Here is a 16,588-nt window from a genome sequence, read left to right on the forward strand (position 1 = left end):
AAGGATTAACGCGCCAGGGCCTGGCGGATGAGGGTGGCCTGATTCGGGTCCAGGGAACTGATCAGGGGTAATAGTGCAGCGGCAGAGGGATATTGATGTGCAGCGATCAAGCTCCTGGCAGCGCCGGTATAAGCCTTGCCAGCCGACAAAGGATGGCCTGTCTGATAGTAAATATTCCCCAATTCTCCATAAAGTTCAGGAACTTCAGGAAGTTGTGCGATGAGCGCATGGTAATCGGCGATAGCGGCTTTCACATTGTGGTTCCAAAACGCCTGGCGCGCGGCCATCAACAAGGCGTACTGAGACTGGGTGAGATTTTTGGGAAAACGGACTTTTGCAGGCGCTGCCACGGGGACTGGATGTGTGGCTATATCCGGTTTTGCCGGGACAGCTGCCGATGTCACCGGCACCGCTGGCGGATGTGTGGACTGCGTGGAAGGCGGCGTGCTTTCCTGGTTTTCCCACCATTGGTGCATCGCCAGCCATTTTTGCTCGGTGTACTGGCGCGTATTCTGCCAGTCATGGCGCCAGAGCTGGGGATACTGAATGGCAGCTATGACGATCAGAACCAGGACTACCAGAATAATAAACCCAATGATTTTACCCAATATTTGTTTCATGGCTGGCCTCTTTTGGCACCTGTATGCAGCATTTATTTAGATGTTCAGGTCGAAAGAAAGTGGGCTGCGCACGCGCGCGCAGCCCATGGTCATTTCTGCATCATGGATATCCATAACCGGGACGATAAGGTCCTGGAGGAGGTGCATACTGCTGCTGATTGTCGGTATAGGGGGTTGCCTGGGGCGGCGCGTAATAGCCGTCAGGGTTTTCCTCAGGGTAATTGCCGTATGCAGGATAACTGGCTGTTGCGGGAGGATAAGCCTGCGGTGCTGGTGGGTAAGCATAACCGTTGTCGGGTTCACCACCATAGCCTCCACCGTAATAGCCACGGTAAGGCTGGCCGTAAGCGCCCCAATGGCCACTGTTGAACTGCATGGGACCTCCATGGGGACCATGAAAGCTCATGCTCCCCATATCCCAGGGACCGCTGTTTCCGGTAAAGGGGCCGCCATAACCGCTGAATGGTCCGCTATTTCCCCAGAAAGGATTGCTATAACTACTCCAGGGCATCTCATTCCAAGGTCCCCAACCCCAGGCATAGGCGGGTGAAGCCATCATGAATCCGGCACATCCCAAGGCTGCTGCAAGACTGGCCGCTTTTGCGAAATATTTTATTTTCATCGTACAGACTCCTTTGCAAAACTGCGTCACTACCCATTCAGTGGACGCCACTGAAACCATATCCCATTGAAATGACTTACCAGGTACTCCAAGGGCTCATGGGACCCATCGGCGACATGGGATTCATGGAGGACATAGGACTCCAGGGCATGCCACCACCGCCCCAGGGCATACCGCCACCACCCCAGGGCATACCGCCACCACCCCAAGGCATGCCACCACCACTCCAGGGCATACCGCCACCACCCCAGGGCATACCGCCACCGCCCCAGGGCATGCCGCCATAGCCTGACCAGGGGCGACCATATCCCCCGAAAGGGCTGCCATTGAAATTCATGGGTCCCCAATGCGGAAAGGTCATATGAAAACTGCCCATACTCCAGGGACCGCTCCTACCCTGCCATGGGCCACCATAACCGGACCATGGTCCGGAATCGCCCTGCCACGGATTGGAATAGCCACTCCAGGGCATGGCGTTCTGCCAGCCTGACCAGGGCATTTCTCCGCCCCCCCAGGGCCCCCAGGCATAGGCCGCAACGGGTACAGATAAGCTTCCAAGGGCGGCAGATAGAATGGCTGCCTTTAACCATTTTGCTGTTTGCATTGCATTCTCCTTGCTTTTTCAGGAGGACCGTTGTCCCTGTCTGCCTGGTTATGGGTAGCCATAACTAGGTTGCGGACCATAAAACTGCGGTGGTCGGGCTTCGGGATGCGGTCCATAAGGTGAAGGTCCGTATGCAGGCGCGCCAAAATCGGGCCTGGGGCCGTTTTGCCAGGGCCTGTTGGCGCCCGGATAGGGCGCAGGTGGCATGGGTCCATAGTTTGACTGGCCATACGCCGGGGGCGGTCCATCATGGGGTCCCTGCGGGTATTCCATGGGCGGGTATCCTCTGCCGTTCATGGTATTACCGTAAGCGCCATCATCGGGTCCCGGACCATATTGGGGTGGCCGGGCGAAGGATGGCGGTGGTCCATAGGCGGGTTGGCCGTAAGCCGGCACATTTGGATGAGGCGCGGCATAAGCAGGCCTGGTAGCGTTCTGCCAGGGCCTGTTGGCGCCCGGGTAGGGCATGGGACCCATGGGCCCGAAGTCGGGTCTGCCATAGGATGGGAATGGTCCATGGTAGGGCCCCTGTGGATAACCTACAGGAGGAGGATAGCCTGCGCCTTTCATTGGCGTGCCGGGGGCTTCATACCCCGGTCCCGGACCATAATATTGGGGTGGCTGGGCGTAAGGACCCGCTGCGTATGCCGGGGGACCATAAGCCGGACCGGCGGCGCTCTGTCCAGGCATGGCGGGACCGCCGTAAGGTGCAGGTCGCATGGATCCGTAATTTGCTTCGCCCTCACCTGGGGCTGCTGGATAGGCGGGCATGTATCCGCCTTGAGGAGCGCCCATGGAAGATGGCGCTGTGGCATCCATGCCCCCTTCATGGGATCCGTTGGGATAAGGTCCGGGTGGAGGGGGTACCCAGTCTGCGACTTCGTTGAATGTTGCTGTGGGCATGGGTGTTTGCGGCCGGTGCCAGTTGTTGCTGGCTGCGGGTGGGTTGGGCATGTCATGCGGCGCGTAACCATGCCATTCGGCGTAGGTGGAATCAGCGGACCAGTCAGAGCTTGTATTACCGGCCATGCCAGGGTTGTTGGCATAGGGACTGGGGATAGAGTAGGGCGTATCTACCGCTGCCAAGGCCTGGGCCTGCATACCCACTGCTGTACACACTGCCACACCCAGCCAGAACAAATGTTTGCGGCTGCGCGGTGCGCGGGATTGAGGGCGCGTCATGGTATTAATCCTCCTTTTTTGATGGGGAACTGGGTGACCGTAAATGAATGCCACGCCCTTTGTTTCGTGAGGCTGGTTGCGTTGCTTTTGCATCCGGTACCTGCGCGACATTGGGGGCTTGACGGCCGTCGTCGGACTGGCTGGCGCTTTCCGCCTGCGAGGCCGTCGGTTTGACAGGCTCTGGCGGACGACCAGTCGGGCCTGGATTCGGGTTGATGGGGCCAGAAGGGCTATGGGGATCGGGCCATTCAGGAGGGTTGTGGGTGGCTGGTCGTTGTAGTAACCAGGCCCAGAGTTGTCCCCATAAAGCCGCCAGGATTTTGCGAATGGCTAGGAAAAAAGCGCGAATATCCTGTCCGATCATATCCAGGGTCATGCGCAGTGGACCCGCATCTTGCCGCTTTGTGTCCTGCGCCGGGGTGCTTGCTGGAATATCGCTGCGCGTCAGGCTTTCTCTGGGAGTCAGGGACACCTGGAGATGTTCCGGGGCAAAAGGAAAAAGTGCTGCGCCGGTACCATTGGGGGCGTCGCCCAGATCCATGCCCGCCGGACAGAAGGCCGCACGCCCGCTCACGCAGCCCAGGGGAATAACCAGCAGGGTGAGAACGGTAGAAACCATGACCCCGAAGAGCAGGGAAATGCCCATGCCCCGAAAAATCGGCGAAGTGATGATTTCTGCAGAACCCAGCATTAATGCCAGCGCCGTAATGACAATGGGGCGGGTGCGGGTTGCACAGGCCTCAATCAGGGCGTCCATGACTGGCATGCCTTCGGCCACCCGTTGCTGGGAATAATCCACCAGCAGAATGGAGTTGCGCACGATGATGCCCGCGAGGGCGATGAAGCCGATCATGGAGGTGGCCGTAAAGCTCGCGCCAAACAGCCAGTGGCCGGGCAAAATCCCGATCAGGGTGAGGGGGATAGGCACCATGATGATGGCGGGAATGACAAAATTACCGAATTCCCAGACCACCAGCATATAGATGAGGATGATGGCCACCGCAAAGGCAATCCCCATATCCCGGAAGGTCTTGTAAGTGACGGTCCAGGCACCACCCCATTTGATGGTGGCATGGGTACCCGAGGGAATGCTGATCCAGTCGATCCCTAGGGGATGCCCATCGGGTGCGACATAACTGGTCAGGGCATTTTCGACTTCCAGCATGCCGTACAGCGGCGCATCCAGGCGCCCTTTGCAGCCGGCCGTCACATATTCCACCGGTTTGAGATCCTGCTGGTAAATGGGTTGTTCAGCGGGACGACGATCAAAATGGCCGAGGGTGTAAAGGGGAACGGCGCCGTAACTCACCGAGGGTACCGGCAATGCCGCTAAACTATAGACGTTACTGCGCAGGGCCAGAGGCGCCTGGAGCACGGCGGGTACGGCCAGATTCTGACCGTAAGGGGTGAAGTTACCCAGCTTGTAGCCGCCCAGCGTCATCGCCAGGGTGGCATTAAGAGCACTGGGGCGTACCCCCGCCATGCCCGCCTTGATGGCATTCAGATGAAAATGCCAGTAATCGTGTGGGGCTTCGAGGGTGTTATCCACCTCCGTCAGGTTCTCTGTCTGCTGGAATACCTGGGTGACATGCCGGGTGACCGCATCGCGGATGGCCGCCGAAGGTCCATAGACTTCGGCAACGACGGGGGCCAGCACTGGTGGCCCCGGCGGGCTCTGCACTACCTGGATATGCGCCTGATGTTGCATGGCGATGGACATGATCCGCTGCCGGGCGACGACCGCCAGTGCCGCACTGGAAGCACTGCGTTCGGCCTTGCTCAGCAACTGCACATGGATCATGGCCTGCCAGGGTTTATCGCGTAAATAGTAGTGACGGACCATGCCATTGAAATCATAAGGTTCTGGCGTGCCCACATAACTTTGTAAGGCCTGGACATCTTTCATTCCCTGCAAGCTTTGCACTACTTCGGCGGTGACATTGGCGGTCACGGGCATGGCCGTACCGGCCGGCATGTTAATGACGACATTGAAGGCGCTGGAGTTGCCGTGGGGGAGCATGGTGAAAGGCACCCACTCGATCAGAAACAGGGCAAGGCTCGCAAAAAAGGCCACGACGATCCCACCCAGAAACAGGCGCCCGTAAAACTTGCGACGAATCAGCGGGATCAGGGTGTTCTGATAAAATTTGTGTAACCAGGCGGCCTGGCGATGTTCGCTGCGGTGCATCCGTTCCAGACTTTTCAGGCTGGGTTTGAAGCGCAGTATCAACCAGGGCGCCAGGGCAAAGGCGGTGAACAGGGAGAACAGCATGGCTACCGAACCGAGGACGGGGATGGGCGCCATGTAAGGTCCCATCATCCCCCCCACAAACCCCATGGGCAACAGCGCGGCAATCACGGTAAAGGTCGCCAGAATAGTGGGATTACCTACTTCGCGGACGGCATCAATGAGAGTTTCCGTGGAGGTGCTTCCCTCCTGTAACCAGCGCCTGTAAACGTTCTCGACGATGACGATGGAGTCATCCACCAGAATACCAATGGAGAAAATCAAGCCGAAGAGACTGACACGGTTGATGGTAATGCCCAATAACCAGGCCGAAAACACCGTAATCAGCAAAATCAGGGGAATGGTGATGACCACGACAGCGGCGGCTCGCCAGCCCAGTGCCAGCAAGATCAGCAGGGTGACTGCTGCGGTGGCGACAAACAGCTTGAAAAGCAGGGAATCCACCTTGGCATTGGCTTTTTTGCCGTTATCGCGAGTGATGCTGACATGCACATTGCCGGGAATGACCGTCCCTTCGAGGCTGTGCATTTTCTGAATCAGGGCATGGGCCACCGTAACGCCATTACTGCCGGCAATTTTGGCCAGGGCGATGGTGACCGCAGGAGCGCCATTTACTTCAGGCTGGTTTTTGCCGACTTTTTGATAGTAGGTCACCAGACTATGGGGATCACTGGGGCCGAGGCGCACCTGAGCCACCTGAAACAAATACACAGGTTCCCCGTCATAAACACCCACCACCAGATTGCGCACTTCAGCCGGGGTGCGCAGAAACTGTCCGGTAACCACTCGCATCTGCATGTTCTGCACATCGGTCTGCCCGGTTTCGGTCTGAGCGTTGGATGCTTCTATGGTTTGCGCCACTTGCTGGGGCGTGATTCCATAAGCGGCCAGACGTTCAGGATGAATGTCGACGGTCAGGGCTTCCTGGGGACCATGCACAATGAAACTCTCACCGGTCTCAGGCACCTGTTTCAGATGCTGCAGGGCGGTCCGCGCGATTTCATTCAGGGTGGCAGGCCCCACTGCTTTGGACCAGAGGGTGAAGGTCATGAAGGGTACACTGTTGATACCTTTGGCCCGCACCAAAGGATGGGTAGCTCCCGGGGGAATCCGGTTCATATTGGCGGCCAGTTTGTTATAGACCTCCACCAGCGATGGCCCCATCCGTTTGCCCACCTGAAAACGCACGGTGACCATGGACTCGCCCCGATTGGACACCGAATATACATGCCGCACCCCGGGCAGTTCACTCATCATGCGTTCCAGGGGGTCACTGACCATGCGCGATACTTCAGCAGGAGAATGGCCGGGATAACCCACAAAAATATCAATCATGGGCACGGAAATTTGGGGATTGGAGGCTCTGGGGGTAGAAATCAGGCCGAGAATGCCCGCCGCGATCAGCACAATGAGCAGTAATGGGGCCAAAGGCGAGCTGACAAAAATCTTGGCAATGGAGCCTGCCACTCCCAAACTGCGGGTGTGCGTAGTTTGCGGCTGTTCCGGCTCGGGTGTCTGGCAACCGTTATGCATGGCGCCTACTCCCCGGAAGTTGCACTGGTCTGGAGCTGGTAACCTGAACCAACGCCGGCGGGGGGGTCATTGACGATGATCTGGCCAACGCGCAGTCCGGCCAGTACCTGCACCTGCCCATCAGCCAGCGGTCCACCCAGACGCAGGACATGCATTTCGGTCACCCCATGCTGATCGACCAGTACAGAGGGTAATGAGGCTCCCGGTATCAGAGCGCTCCGGGGAATGGCGGGTTCATCCTGGGCAGCACTGCCATAGCTGGGCAGACTGATGGTCGCATAGGCGCCCACCCCGATGGCGGCATTTTGCGGGAGGCGGACCTTGACGGCTACCGTATGGGTTTGGGGATTGGCCTGGGGGGCCACCTGGACCACTCTGCCCGTCACCTCGCCAGCGTTGTCCCCGAGATGCACCTGCAGGGATTCTCCGGGATTCAGATTACCTGCCAGACTCTCCGGCACCTTGACCAGAAGTTGTCGGGGGCCACCACTACCGAGCACCATGAGCGGCTGACCGGGCTGAACGATATCGCCGGGATTCACCTCCTTTTCGAGGACCACCCCTTGAAAGGGGGCAATGGAAACCGAATTGTTCATTTCCGCCTCAATCTGACGGATTTTCCAGACGGATGCCTCCAGTTGAGTTTGCGCTTTCATGGCTGTGGCAGCGCGATTTTCCAGATTGGACTGATAAGTGGCCCAGGGATTCTGGTTGTTGCCCATCATGGCTTTGAAGCCCTCACCCATCCAGGTAAAGGGATTCATGAAGGAGGGCGGATTGTAACTATACAGTTGATAACCATACTGGGAATAACCATTGTGCAGCGCCACTTCATCCGCTTGGTAAGCGGCAATGGCCTGGGCTTTCTGGGCAAGCAACTGATCATCATCCAGCGCCACCAGCGGCTGTCCCGGCATGACGGGCATGCCAGCTTCACCCGCTACAAATTTGACTCTGCCGGGTAACTGGGCGCGCAAGGTCACGGTAAATGCCGGGATAATCCGTCCTCCCAGCATTGGACCAATGCCGGGAGCCGCTTGCACGCTCACCAGGCTGGGAGTTGCCGCCAGGGCCGTTCCCCCCGCCGCAGCAAACAGAAGGGATCCGCAAAACATGGTGCAGCGCCAGATATTCCTTTTCATAGACCGTTTCCTTGCAAGTTTTATGAGCATGCGTACAGCCCAAAGTATTTGCCGGTTTATTAGCAGAAACTGTGCCAATATATAACATCATGTAAAATTTGAGTTTTATGGTATTTGTGAAAATGTCTCGCAACGATGGGATTTTATACTGGCTTGTTTCCGCAGCGGTTTGGCATGTTGAAGCGTTGCAACAGCCTGTTGCAAGGCTGCACGCATTTGCTGGAGCGCTCTTTCTGCTGGTAATGTGAAAAATTGGCATGGAAGACTTCGGGGGTAGTAGTCATGATGCGGATCGGGCGTACGGTGCAACATGCCCCGGCAGTGGATATTGATGGTATTCAGGCGGATTTTTCCCCCTGCCATACTTGGCGCTACGGCTTGAGTTTACCGTTCAGGGAACGTCGGGGGCCGATGATCACGGTATTTTTGAAAAATCCTTCCAGTGCCAGCGCAAGCGCAGCCGATAAAACCGTGCGCACGGCCAGCGAATATGTCTGGCGCAATTTTCCGGAAAGTGGCGGCGTGCATATCCTCAATCTGTATGCCCTGAGAGGGACCGATAGTCAGGAGGTTGGTCAAGCGTTACGGGAGAAGGGGGACACTTATGTGATCGGCCCCGAGAATGATGCAGTTATCCAACAGACACTAGCGGGGAGTGCGGCGGTCATCATTGCCTGGGGAGGCCATGCCGGAATCCCGGCCACTCCTTATGCTGAGCGCGTGCGAAGCTGTCTGGAGATGCTCGCAGACAGCCGCTTGCCGGTTTGGAGGAATGGCCGCAAGGGATCGGAAAACTATCCATTTCATGCCTGTTACTGGGCATATCAGGATGATTTGGTGGCTGTTTCTTGATGGCTTACAAGGAGACCCGGATGATCATGATCGCCAGAACAACAGTAATCCCCAGAAGAATGACACCATATAAACCATACAAGAATTTGTTGACATGGTAGTCTCCCATATCAACCCGCTTGACGGTGCGAATGAAATTGACCCCGCCAATGACCAGATTGGTGACCCCGAGAATAATGAAAACAATGCCCATTCCTGAGAAGCCTTCACCCATCACCAGTTTGGTATGTAGCATGATGGATAGCTGTTCCAGAAAAAAATCGAACTTTTCGATCACAAAACCAAAAGCAATCAGGCCGATACCAGTGCGTACCCATGCCAGAAAAGTACGTTCGGCGGCCATGTAAATCCGGGGGTCAATAATCTCTTTTGCTGCCACAGCGGGTCCCTTTTCGATATGTCTCAGATCGAACATGAAGTTAAAGCCTACCACAAAAATCAGCGCAATTGCGGGCCAGGTTAATACGTTGAAAAGCTCATGAAAAAAATGCCCCAGCCTGGCATAGTGCAAGGCTATAAACAAAACGGCGAGGCGTTCGGATACCAGTCCGGTACCAATGGAAACAAACAAAAGTTTAAAGTAACCTAGATAGGTGCGTTCCAGTGCCATGTATAATCGCGGTTCGCGTACAGTGGGCAGGTTTTTCAGGAACATCATAGGCTAGATCACCGAGTAATCATGTCAACAAAGTGATGCAGCGGCGTAGGGCAATATTTTTTGTGGCGCAGTCTAACGCGAATCGCGCGATATGAGAAGCAGTACAGTGGCAGCCGTGTGCATCGCGTTTCGGGTGGGCAAGTGCTGCAGACAGGTTATGCCGCCAGTCCTGCGGCCAGTTCTTGACGCCACCTCTAGGGAAGGCTAGGATACGCCCACTTTTCCCCGGTAGCTCAGTCGGTAGAGCGGGTGACTGTTAATCACTAGGTCGGCAGTTCGAGCCTGTCCCGGGGAGCCAAAGAAGACAAGGGTCTAGGTTCATTCCTAGGCCTTTTTTGTTGGTAATGTGTGCAGTAGGCTGTGAAATTATCCATTCTCCGCCTCAATGTTTACCGCTCCCGTCAAACGTACCCTGTGCCCGCCCTCATTATTGGTGAGTAACACCACTTGGGATACTGTATGATCCCTTCTAGCTAGGCGGCAGATAATAATTGTTCCGGAGTCAGCGTAATCCGTTTGCCACCGGTTAGTTTAGGATATTCCCACGCGATGTCGCAGAAACTGGGTTATTAACAATCTTAACGCGCTGTTGCAAATGCCCAGTTTAGGTTTGGCTGGCTATGTTCTAGGCGCCTGCATCCACTCCGGTCGACGCCAGCGATACAGTAATGAAGGCAGAAGAAGCATCACGCCGAGAACGGCGAGCATGCCGGGCGCGTAGAAGATTTCATCGATACCGGCACCTGGTGGGAGCAGGCCAATCAGAAGGCAAGCCAAGGTGGTGATAAAACCAATGCCAGCCACTAGCCAGAGTCCCCAGCGCTGGCCACCCGGTACCCGGTAGGGGCGTGGCGTGTCGGGTTCGGTGTAGCGCAGGCGAATGGCAGCGGCAAAAAGCATGAGGTACATGGCACAATACAGCACTACCGCTGCCGAAGTCAGAAGCAGAAAAGCAGTGTTGATCGAAGGTGCGAGGACAAAGACCAGGGCAACCAAGCTCATGGCCAGCGCCTGCAGCACAAGCAGATTGCGCGGGACACCTCTGGTGTTGGTTGCCTGGAGTACCGGTGGCAGGTTCCCGCTGCACCCGGCTGCCCAGATCCCCTTGATGGGTCCCACTACCCAGGTGCTCACCTGACCGGCGGCCCCCAACGCCACCAGCAGTGCGGTAAGGGGGAGCAGCGGGCTCAGATCATAGGTGTCGAATAGTCCCTGCAAGGCCTGCACGGCCCCGGAAACCAGGTCGAGTCGTGACTTGGGAATGACCACGGCTACGGCCAGGCCGCCCAGCAGGGTGATCAGAAAACCGAGGATGGCGGCACTGAAGACCGCAATAGGATAATTACGGCGCACATTACGCACTTCCCGCGCATGCGTGGCCGAAACCTCAATGCCGACCACCCCAAAAATAAAGCTCAGGAACAACACCAGCGAGTGCGAAGAATGGGCCAATGGCAGCCAGTTTCCCAGAACCGAGGCAAGATTCAACTGCAATGGCCCACCTTGTGCCAGATAGAGTCCGGCCAGCCCGATCAAGACGGTACTCGGCAGAAGCACACCGGCACTCAGGCAGATGCTGGAAATCAGTCCCGAGGCGCGTGTGCCACGAAAATTAGCGAAAGTGGCCAGCCAGTAGACGGCCAGGATCACGGCAACGATGAAGTAGCGGTTGTGTGCCAAGGCAGGCGCGAAGGCGTAGGAGAGACTGGCGGCCACATAGGAGAGAATGGAGGTGATGCCAAACAGGCTCTGCACCCACTGCAACCACACGGCGCTCAATCCCCAGCGTGTGCCGAAGGCTTCCTCGACCCAATGGAATACTCCGTTCTTGGGCCAGGCCGTAGCCAGTTCGGCGGATACCAGGGCGATGGGAATCAGAAAAGCAAAGACCGTTACCAGATTGAAAAAGACCATCTGCAAGCCTGTGGCGGCCATCATGGGCATGTTGCGCAAGGTCAGGAACAATGCTGCCGTCATTAGGGTGAGGGTAAGAACGCCGAGTGTTTTCTGCGGTTTTTCTTGGCTGGCATGGCTTTTATTCTGAGAAGAGTGCATTCCTTTGGACCTTTTACTGATGAACTGGATAATCTTATTTTGGAGCTTGCCGCGCCAAATGTCAGTTGGGATCTGCAAGGCGTGTCTTCTAACGACTGCTCTAGTCCGCACAGTCTTCGTGATGACGCAGATGACGGTCTCCTATAACAACAAGCGGCTGGTTTTTCTCGAAACCGAATGGAATTTTTTCTGTCTACCCTGCACCTGGTTTCAGGCATAATAGGCTGATCAATTCACCCGGGGATTCATTTTGACAGAGGCTTCTCGATCCGTGCAGCGTTGGTTGCCGATTTTGCTCATTACTGCTGCACTTATCTGGATATTACAAAACTTTTGGTCGGCGCTGGCCTGGTCGGCGGTCCTGGCTGTGGTGTTTTGGCCTTTTGTCGTACGTATTCCAGGGCGCTGGCGGCCCTTAGGCGCCTTGTTTTTTGCGGTGACCGCCGCGAGCATGATTTTGTTACCCATGGCGTTTGTCATTCTGGAATTGCTGCGCGGTTTACGTCTTCTTGGACCCTGGGTTGCGCAAGAAGAGTTATCGCACTGGGCATTACCCCAATGGCTGAGCACCCATTTGCCGCAGTTGCTGCTGGATCCACTGCGCCACTTGTGGCATGTGGCGACGCAGTGGTTGGGTGCTTTTTTGCCGGGAATCGCTGCGAAAACTGCGCTGATGCATCCGCATTTTCAGGGGTTTCAGGTATTGGCGGGGTCTGACGCCTTACTGGCCCACGGTCAAATGGTCCTCAATGTGCTGGGCGGTGCTGAAGATACGGCACTCAATGCCAGCTTGGCGCTGCTGCTCCTGTTTTTCTTCTTGTTACATGGAGAAACCCTGGCGCAGGGGTTGGCGGAACGCGTGACCGGATTGGCAGGAGCGGACGTCTGGACGGTGATCGCGCGGGGATTGGATATTCTTCGTGGTACTTTCTGGAGCGTGGTGATCACCGGTTTGTTCGAAGCCTTGCTGTTTTGGGCGTTGTACGCCGCTTGCGGCATACCTCATGCCTTGATCTGGGGCACCGTCTCCGGCGTGTTTTCCGTGATTCCCTTCGGGGCGTCCGCTGTTTTTACCGGAGTCACCTTGTGGACCTGGTTGGCGGCTGATGAACCCTTGCTGGCCCTGATTATTTTTATTGCGGGTAATATCATCACCACGTTGGCTGATAACCTTCTGAAACCATTATTGATTGGAGGTCGTTCCCGGATGCCTTTCATGCTGATTTTTATGGGGTTGCTGGGAGGGCTTTCGGTATTGGGCATTCTGGGTATTTTTGTCGGGCCGATGCTGATGGGCATGTTGATGGCCTGGTGGCAGGGTTGGAAGCCTGCGGTAAAGGAGAACTTGCGCTGACATGTCTGAACAAAATCCAGTAATGCTTCAGGACGAGAGGGATTTTCGTCTAGATTGGTCGGCGCGACTGATGTTCGTGGCCATTTTGTCTTCCATTTTTCTTGCGGCTATGGATCAGACCGTGGTTTCTACGGCGTTGCCAACCATCGCTCGGGATTTGCATGGATTGGCCAAATTACCCTGGATTGTGACGGCGTATTTACTGACATCCACCGTCTGTTTGCCGGTCTATGGCAAGCTCGGTGATCTGCTGGGCCGCAAATATTTGCTGCAATCAGCGGTATTGCTGTTTCTGGCAGGCTCGGCGCTGTCCGGGATCGCACAAAATATTGATGAGTTGATCCTGTTTCGGGCATTGCAGGGCATTGGCGGGGGAGGGCTGCTGGTCACTGCCATTGCTTCCATTTCGGATTTTATCCCGGTGACCCAAAGAGGGCGCTATCAGGGACTGGTAGGTGCTGCTTTTGGGCTGGCTACGCTCATTGGCCCTTTTCTTGGAGGTTTTATCGTTGAAACCTTGAGTTGGCGATGGATTTTCTACATCAATGTGCCTATCGGCATTTTTTCATTGTTTATTATTGGCGCGGCCTTTCCCAAACCGGTGAGCACGGCTGAATGGATCATGGACGTGTGGGGTACGGTGTTGCTGATTACCGGATTGAGTGCGACGGTCTTGTTTGCCAGTGTGGCCGGCCCGGTACTGGCCTGGAATTCGCCGGCATTGTGGTTGCTGCTGGTCTTGGGCTTGGGCAGCTTTACCAGGTTTTTCGTTTTCGAAAAGCGTCATCCACAACCCCTGTTACCACTGGCCTTTTTTCGATTCCGGACCTTTACCCTGAGTGTTACTCTGTCTTTTTTTGTGGGCGTGGCCATGTTGGGTTCCATCAGCTTTCTGCCCATTTATCTTCAGGATGTGCGCCATTTTTCACCAACCATGTCCGGTCTGGAATTGTTGTATCTGCTCATCGGCATGTTGGCAATGTCCATTCTGGCGGGGCGCCGGATCAGCCATAAACAGCGCTATCGGGAGTTTCCGATTCTGGGTGCCTTGTTGATTACCCTTGCCCTGGCCTGGCTGTCCCGACTCGGTGAACAGACACCCCTGTGGCACATTGACGGAGCTTTGGTTCTGCTCGGCTTGGGGCTGGGAATGACCATGCAGGTGCTGGTGCTTTCCGCTCAATTGGCTATTCCTCATCGCCACCTGGGGGTGGCCACATCCACTGTCACGCTGTTTCGCTCCATGGGCGGCACTTTGGGGGTGGCTGCTTTTGGTGCGGTTTTTTCCGGATTGATGGCGGGAGTGGCCTCGTCCGCAGCGCACGCCGCCATGATCGTTCAGACCTTGCGTACGGATTTTCTGATTGCTGCGAGTTTCAGTCTGGCGGCTTTTGTGGGCGCATGGTTTTTGGAAGATATGCCTAGTCTGTTAAAAAAGCGCCAGGATAATGATGCCTTGCTGTGAGTGCGCGCAGGGTTTTTGTGCGCATTTTTCCAGAATGAACGTAATTTGCGGGTGATTTGAACGTTGTTCTGTAAGATGCAAGCTTGCGGAGAGAAGCTCCCCAGATCGGAACCTGGGGAAGGGCGTAAAAATCCGCCCGTATTTTTTAAAAGATCAGGTCGCCTGTTCGGAAGTTGCTACAGGAATCATGGATTCCGCTGCGCTGATGACGCCGCGTTCGGTTTCCAGAACATCACCTTTGGCTCTTTCCCGTTCTACCAGGCTGATCAGGCGAGCCACTTGGGCAGGCTTGACCGCCAGATATTCGGCCACGGCTTTCATGTCTTCTTTTAGCTGTGTCTGAATGGAATTGATACCTTCCCGGCGATTGATAATATCTTCGATGGCCTCACGGGCCTTATGATCCAGTTCCAAGGTCTGCCTCTATAAAATATTGAATGATGATAAGTGGCTGTCGGCATAGCTATGCGGTAGCGTTGCCCGAACAGTTTATCACGATATTACATACTTGAGCCTTGATCGGAGGGCAGCGCAACATCGGATGCTCTTGTCGCTAAACCATGTGCTTGTTGCAGCGCTACGGATTCCATGACGATGCCTGGGCCAGGTTGATAATGCCGGTTTTGATGGCCGAGCCAGATGCCAATGAAAGCCCCAAACACAATGATTCCCAAGGTTTTGGTCCAGATCTGCAAATGAGCTGTGCACATAATGATGTCTCCTTACGTTTACTGTATATAAATACAGTAAACCGGGAGAAGCAAAAATGCAAGCCTTTTTACGCTGCGCTCAAAGACATCTGAAACAGTCGATGCAGTGATCGTTGACCATGCCAATAGCCTGCATGTAGGCGTAGATGATGGTCGGTCCAACGAAGCCCATGCCACGTTTTTTCAGATCATTAGACAGGGCCAATGAAATGGCGCTCTGGGTGGGGGTGTCGTGGATGTTGCGGGGGCGATTGACTACAGGCTGACCATCGACAAACTGCCAGACGTAATGGTCAAAAGTGGAGAATTCTTGTTGAATATCCAAAAAGATCATGGCGTTGTTACGTGCAGAATAAATTTTCTGACGATTGCGGATAAGCGTCGGGTTGCACAGCAGGTTTTCCAGTGTTTCATCGCTCATCTGCGCCACGGCCACTGAATCAAAGTCGTGAAAAGCCGCGCGGTAAGCGGAGCGCTTTTTCAGGATGGTGTACCAGTTCAGTCCGGCCTGTGCGCCTTCCAGAACGAGCATCTCGAAAAGATAGCGGTCGTCATGGGCGGGAACCCCCCATTCCTGGTCGTGGTAAAGCACATAATCGGCCTTGTCGAGAGGTACCCAGGCGCAGCGTTGCATAAATAAAGCCCTTCGGCGAAAGAAGAAGCTATCCTCTCCCGCCGAAGGGCCGTCGTCAAACGTTTCAGTGCGCGGCGATCTGAGCAGTCACCTCTGCCTTTTGTCCATTGATGTTCAATACTTGCAACTGATAAGGACCGGAACTGGTGTTGATGAAGCCGGAACTGCTGACCGGTAGATGCAGCATGGCCTCGGCACCCAGGCCAGCTTTCAGGCCGAGAATTTTATCGGGCGAGAACTGCTGGTAGGCAAAGTCATTGTGAATGTCCTTGGGATTGAGTCGGGAAAGCTGTTTGCCATCCCAGGATTCCACGACCTTGCCATTATAATTCAGCAGGCGGATGGCAATGATGTGAGCCGGAACGGACCCGGTTCCCGCATCAATATACATGTGCACATCTACCCGACCATCTGGCAACACCTTTACGTCCGTCATTTTTACATGATGGGCTTTTACCCCGGTAGGATCGCCGTGGAAGGGGGTGATCACCGAGCCACGATAATAGGAATAGGTAGCAACAATGAAAATAACCGCAATCCAGAACAGGGTCAGGGCCAGTTTTTTGAAAGCGCCATCGGACAAGGGCAAGGGCAGGCTGCCACCCAGCCAGCGGAACCAGCCCTTTTGCTCCAGCGCCGGGTTGCGTTTCATCATCCAGTTGTCGAAAGCCACCAGATGATTCAAACCGAGAATGGCCCCCGGCATGGCGGTCTGAAACTTGTAAGCCATCCAGTGGTCTGCGGGATTGATTTTTTGGGTGCCGTAAATAAAACGACGGGAACCGCCACCCCAGTAAATCCAGCCTTGCACAAAGCGCACGGCGAGCATGCCGATAGCCAGTATCCTCCAGGAATGCTGGTTGGCAAGATCACTAGCAGCAGATTTCATGGTTGTTGCCATTCAGAATT

Annotated in this window: 14 protein-coding genes and 1 tRNA gene; 4 read left to right on the top strand and 11 right to left on the bottom strand. The window is 55.4% G+C overall.

Annotated features, from left to right (window positions below):
- Nucleotides 1-5: 5 nt before the first annotated feature.
- From B1757_RS09980 to B1757_RS10005, 6 genes are all read right to left on the bottom strand, one after another.
- On the bottom strand, nucleotides 6-620 hold the full coding sequence (locus tag B1757_RS09980; RefSeq protein ID WP_101538169.1) for a tetratricopeptide repeat protein: 615 nt from the start codon (nucleotides 618-620) through the stop codon (nucleotides 6-8).
- 100 nt (nucleotides 621-720) lie between these two features.
- A complete protein-coding gene (locus tag B1757_RS09985; RefSeq protein WP_101538170.1) occupies nucleotides 721-1,242 on the bottom strand; it encodes a hypothetical protein in 522 nt (173 codons plus the stop codon).
- 76 nt (nucleotides 1,243-1,318) lie between these two features.
- The gene (locus B1757_RS15445; protein ID WP_172437669.1) at nucleotides 1,319-1,846 is read right to left on the bottom strand and encodes a hypothetical protein; all 528 of its coding nucleotides are present in this window, start codon (nucleotides 1,844-1,846) and stop codon (nucleotides 1,319-1,321) included.
- A 48-nt stretch (nucleotides 1,847-1,894) separates the two neighbouring features.
- Nucleotides 1,895-3,028 carry a hypothetical protein gene (locus tag B1757_RS09995; protein ID WP_101538172.1) on the bottom strand — a complete coding sequence of 378 codons (1,134 nt, stop codon included), beginning with the start codon at nucleotides 3,026-3,028 and terminating at the stop codon, nucleotides 1,895-1,897.
- 4 nt (nucleotides 3,029-3,032) lie between these two features.
- Nucleotides 3,033-6,809, bottom strand: coding sequence for an efflux RND transporter permease subunit (locus B1757_RS10000; RefSeq protein WP_101538173.1), 3,777 nt, complete (start codon nucleotides 6,807-6,809; stop codon nucleotides 3,033-3,035).
- 5 nt (nucleotides 6,810-6,814) lie between these two features.
- A complete protein-coding gene (locus B1757_RS10005) occupies nucleotides 6,815-7,951 on the bottom strand; it encodes an efflux RND transporter periplasmic adaptor subunit (RefSeq protein WP_172437670.1) in 1,137 nt (378 codons plus the stop codon).
- A gap of 282 nt (nucleotides 7,952-8,233) precedes the next feature.
- On the opposite strand from B1757_RS10005, the gene B1757_RS10010 reads away from it, so the two are divergent.
- Nucleotides 8,234-8,803, top strand: coding sequence for a DUF1643 domain-containing protein (locus B1757_RS10010; RefSeq protein ID WP_253253802.1), 570 nt, complete (start codon nucleotides 8,234-8,236; stop codon nucleotides 8,801-8,803).
- A 4-nt stretch (nucleotides 8,804-8,807) separates the two neighbouring features.
- Here the strand turns inward: B1757_RS10010 and B1757_RS10015 are convergent, their stop codons facing one another.
- Nucleotides 8,808-9,413 carry a YidH family protein gene (locus B1757_RS10015; RefSeq protein WP_253253803.1) on the bottom strand — a complete coding sequence of 202 codons (606 nt, stop codon included), beginning with the start codon at nucleotides 9,411-9,413 and terminating at the stop codon, nucleotides 8,808-8,810.
- A 270-nt stretch (nucleotides 9,414-9,683) separates the two neighbouring features.
- Between B1757_RS10015 and B1757_RS10020 the strand changes: the two genes are divergently transcribed.
- Nucleotides 9,684-9,759, top strand: a tRNA-Asn gene (locus B1757_RS10020).
- Nucleotides 9,760-10,079: 320 nt separating this feature from the next.
- Here the strand turns inward: B1757_RS10020 and B1757_RS10025 are convergent.
- On the bottom strand, nucleotides 10,080-11,516 hold the full coding sequence (locus B1757_RS10025; protein ID WP_143484242.1) for an APC family permease: 1,437 nt from the start codon (nucleotides 11,514-11,516) through the stop codon (nucleotides 10,080-10,082).
- Between the two features lie 271 nt (nucleotides 11,517-11,787).
- On the opposite strand from B1757_RS10025, the gene B1757_RS10030 reads away from it, so the two are divergent.
- Nucleotides 11,788-12,870 carry an AI-2E family transporter gene (locus tag B1757_RS10030; protein WP_172437671.1) on the top strand — a complete coding sequence of 361 codons (1,083 nt, stop codon included), beginning with the start codon at nucleotides 11,788-11,790 and terminating at the stop codon, nucleotides 12,868-12,870.
- Nucleotide 12,871: 1 nt separating this feature from the next.
- Entirely contained in the window at nucleotides 12,872-14,335 is a 1,464-nt protein-coding gene (locus B1757_RS10035) for an MDR family MFS transporter (protein WP_253253804.1), read from the top strand.
- 153 nt (nucleotides 14,336-14,488) lie between these two features.
- On the opposite strand, the gene B1757_RS10040 is transcribed toward B1757_RS10035, so the two are convergent.
- The 3 genes from B1757_RS10040 to B1757_RS10055 all read right to left on the bottom strand — a co-directional run bounded on the left by B1757_RS10040 (nucleotide 14,489) and on the right by B1757_RS10055 (nucleotide 16,580).
- The gene (locus B1757_RS10040) at nucleotides 14,489-14,749 is read right to left on the bottom strand and encodes a hypothetical protein (RefSeq protein ID WP_101538178.1); all 261 of its coding nucleotides are present in this window, start codon (nucleotides 14,747-14,749) and stop codon (nucleotides 14,489-14,491) included.
- 375 nt (nucleotides 14,750-15,124) lie between these two features.
- Complete coding sequence (locus tag B1757_RS10050) at nucleotides 15,125-15,679, bottom strand: DNA-3-methyladenine glycosylase I (protein WP_101538180.1); 555 nt, start codon at nucleotides 15,677-15,679, stop codon at nucleotides 15,125-15,127.
- Nucleotides 15,680-15,743: 64 nt separating this feature from the next.
- Nucleotides 15,744-16,580 (bottom strand): TQO small subunit DoxA domain-containing protein, encoded by an 837-nt coding sequence (locus B1757_RS10055; protein WP_101538181.1) that lies wholly within the window; start codon nucleotides 16,578-16,580, stop codon nucleotides 15,744-15,746.
- Nucleotides 16,581-16,588: the final 8 nt, after the last annotated feature.

Origin of the sequence: Acidithiobacillus marinus (genome assembly GCF_002847505.1) — a bacterium.
In the GTDB taxonomy this organism is placed as follows: Bacteria; Pseudomonadota; Gammaproteobacteria; order Acidithiobacillales; family Acidithiobacillaceae; genus Acidithiobacillus; species Acidithiobacillus marinus.

Bases quoted from the DNA above. Each gene is read 5' to 3' on its own strand.
- B1757_RS15445 (WP_172437669.1), bottom strand. From the start codon at position 1,846: ATGCAAACAGCAAAATGGTTAAAGGCAGCCATTCTATCTGCCGCCCTT.
- B1757_RS10010 (WP_253253802.1), top strand. From the start codon at position 8,234: ATGATGCGGATCGGGCGTACGGTGCAACATGCCCCGGCAGTGGATATT.
- B1757_RS10055 (WP_101538181.1), bottom strand. From the start codon at position 16,580: ATGGCAACAACCATGAAATCTGCTGCTAGTGATCTTGCCAACCAGCAT.
- B1757_RS09985 (WP_101538170.1), bottom strand. From the start codon at position 1,242: ATGAAAATAAAATATTTCGCAAAAGCGGCCAGTCTTGCAGCAGCCTTG.
- B1757_RS10050 (WP_101538180.1), bottom strand. From the start codon at position 15,679: ATGCAACGCTGCGCCTGGGTACCTCTCGACAAGGCCGATTATGTGCTT.
- B1757_RS09995 (WP_101538172.1), bottom strand. From the start codon at position 3,028: ATGACGCGCCCTCAATCCCGCGCACCGCGCAGCCGCAAACATTTGTTC.
- B1757_RS10015 (WP_253253803.1), bottom strand. From the start codon at position 9,413: ATGGCACTGGAACGCACCTATCTAGGTTACTTTAAACTTTTGTTTGTT.
- B1757_RS10000 (WP_101538173.1), bottom strand. From the start codon at position 6,809: ATGCATAACGGTTGCCAGACACCCGAGCCGGAACAGCCGCAAACTACG.
- B1757_RS09980 (WP_101538169.1), bottom strand. From the start codon at position 620: ATGAAACAAATATTGGGTAAAATCATTGGGTTTATTATTCTGGTAGTC.
- B1757_RS10035 (WP_253253804.1), top strand. From the start codon at position 12,872: ATGTCTGAACAAAATCCAGTAATGCTTCAGGACGAGAGGGATTTTCGT.
- B1757_RS10005 (WP_172437670.1), bottom strand. From the start codon at position 7,951: ATGAAAAGGAATATCTGGCGCTGCACCATGTTTTGCGGATCCCTTCTG.
- B1757_RS10025 (WP_143484242.1), bottom strand. From the start codon at position 11,516: ATGCACTCTTCTCAGAATAAAAGCCATGCCAGCCAAGAAAAACCGCAG.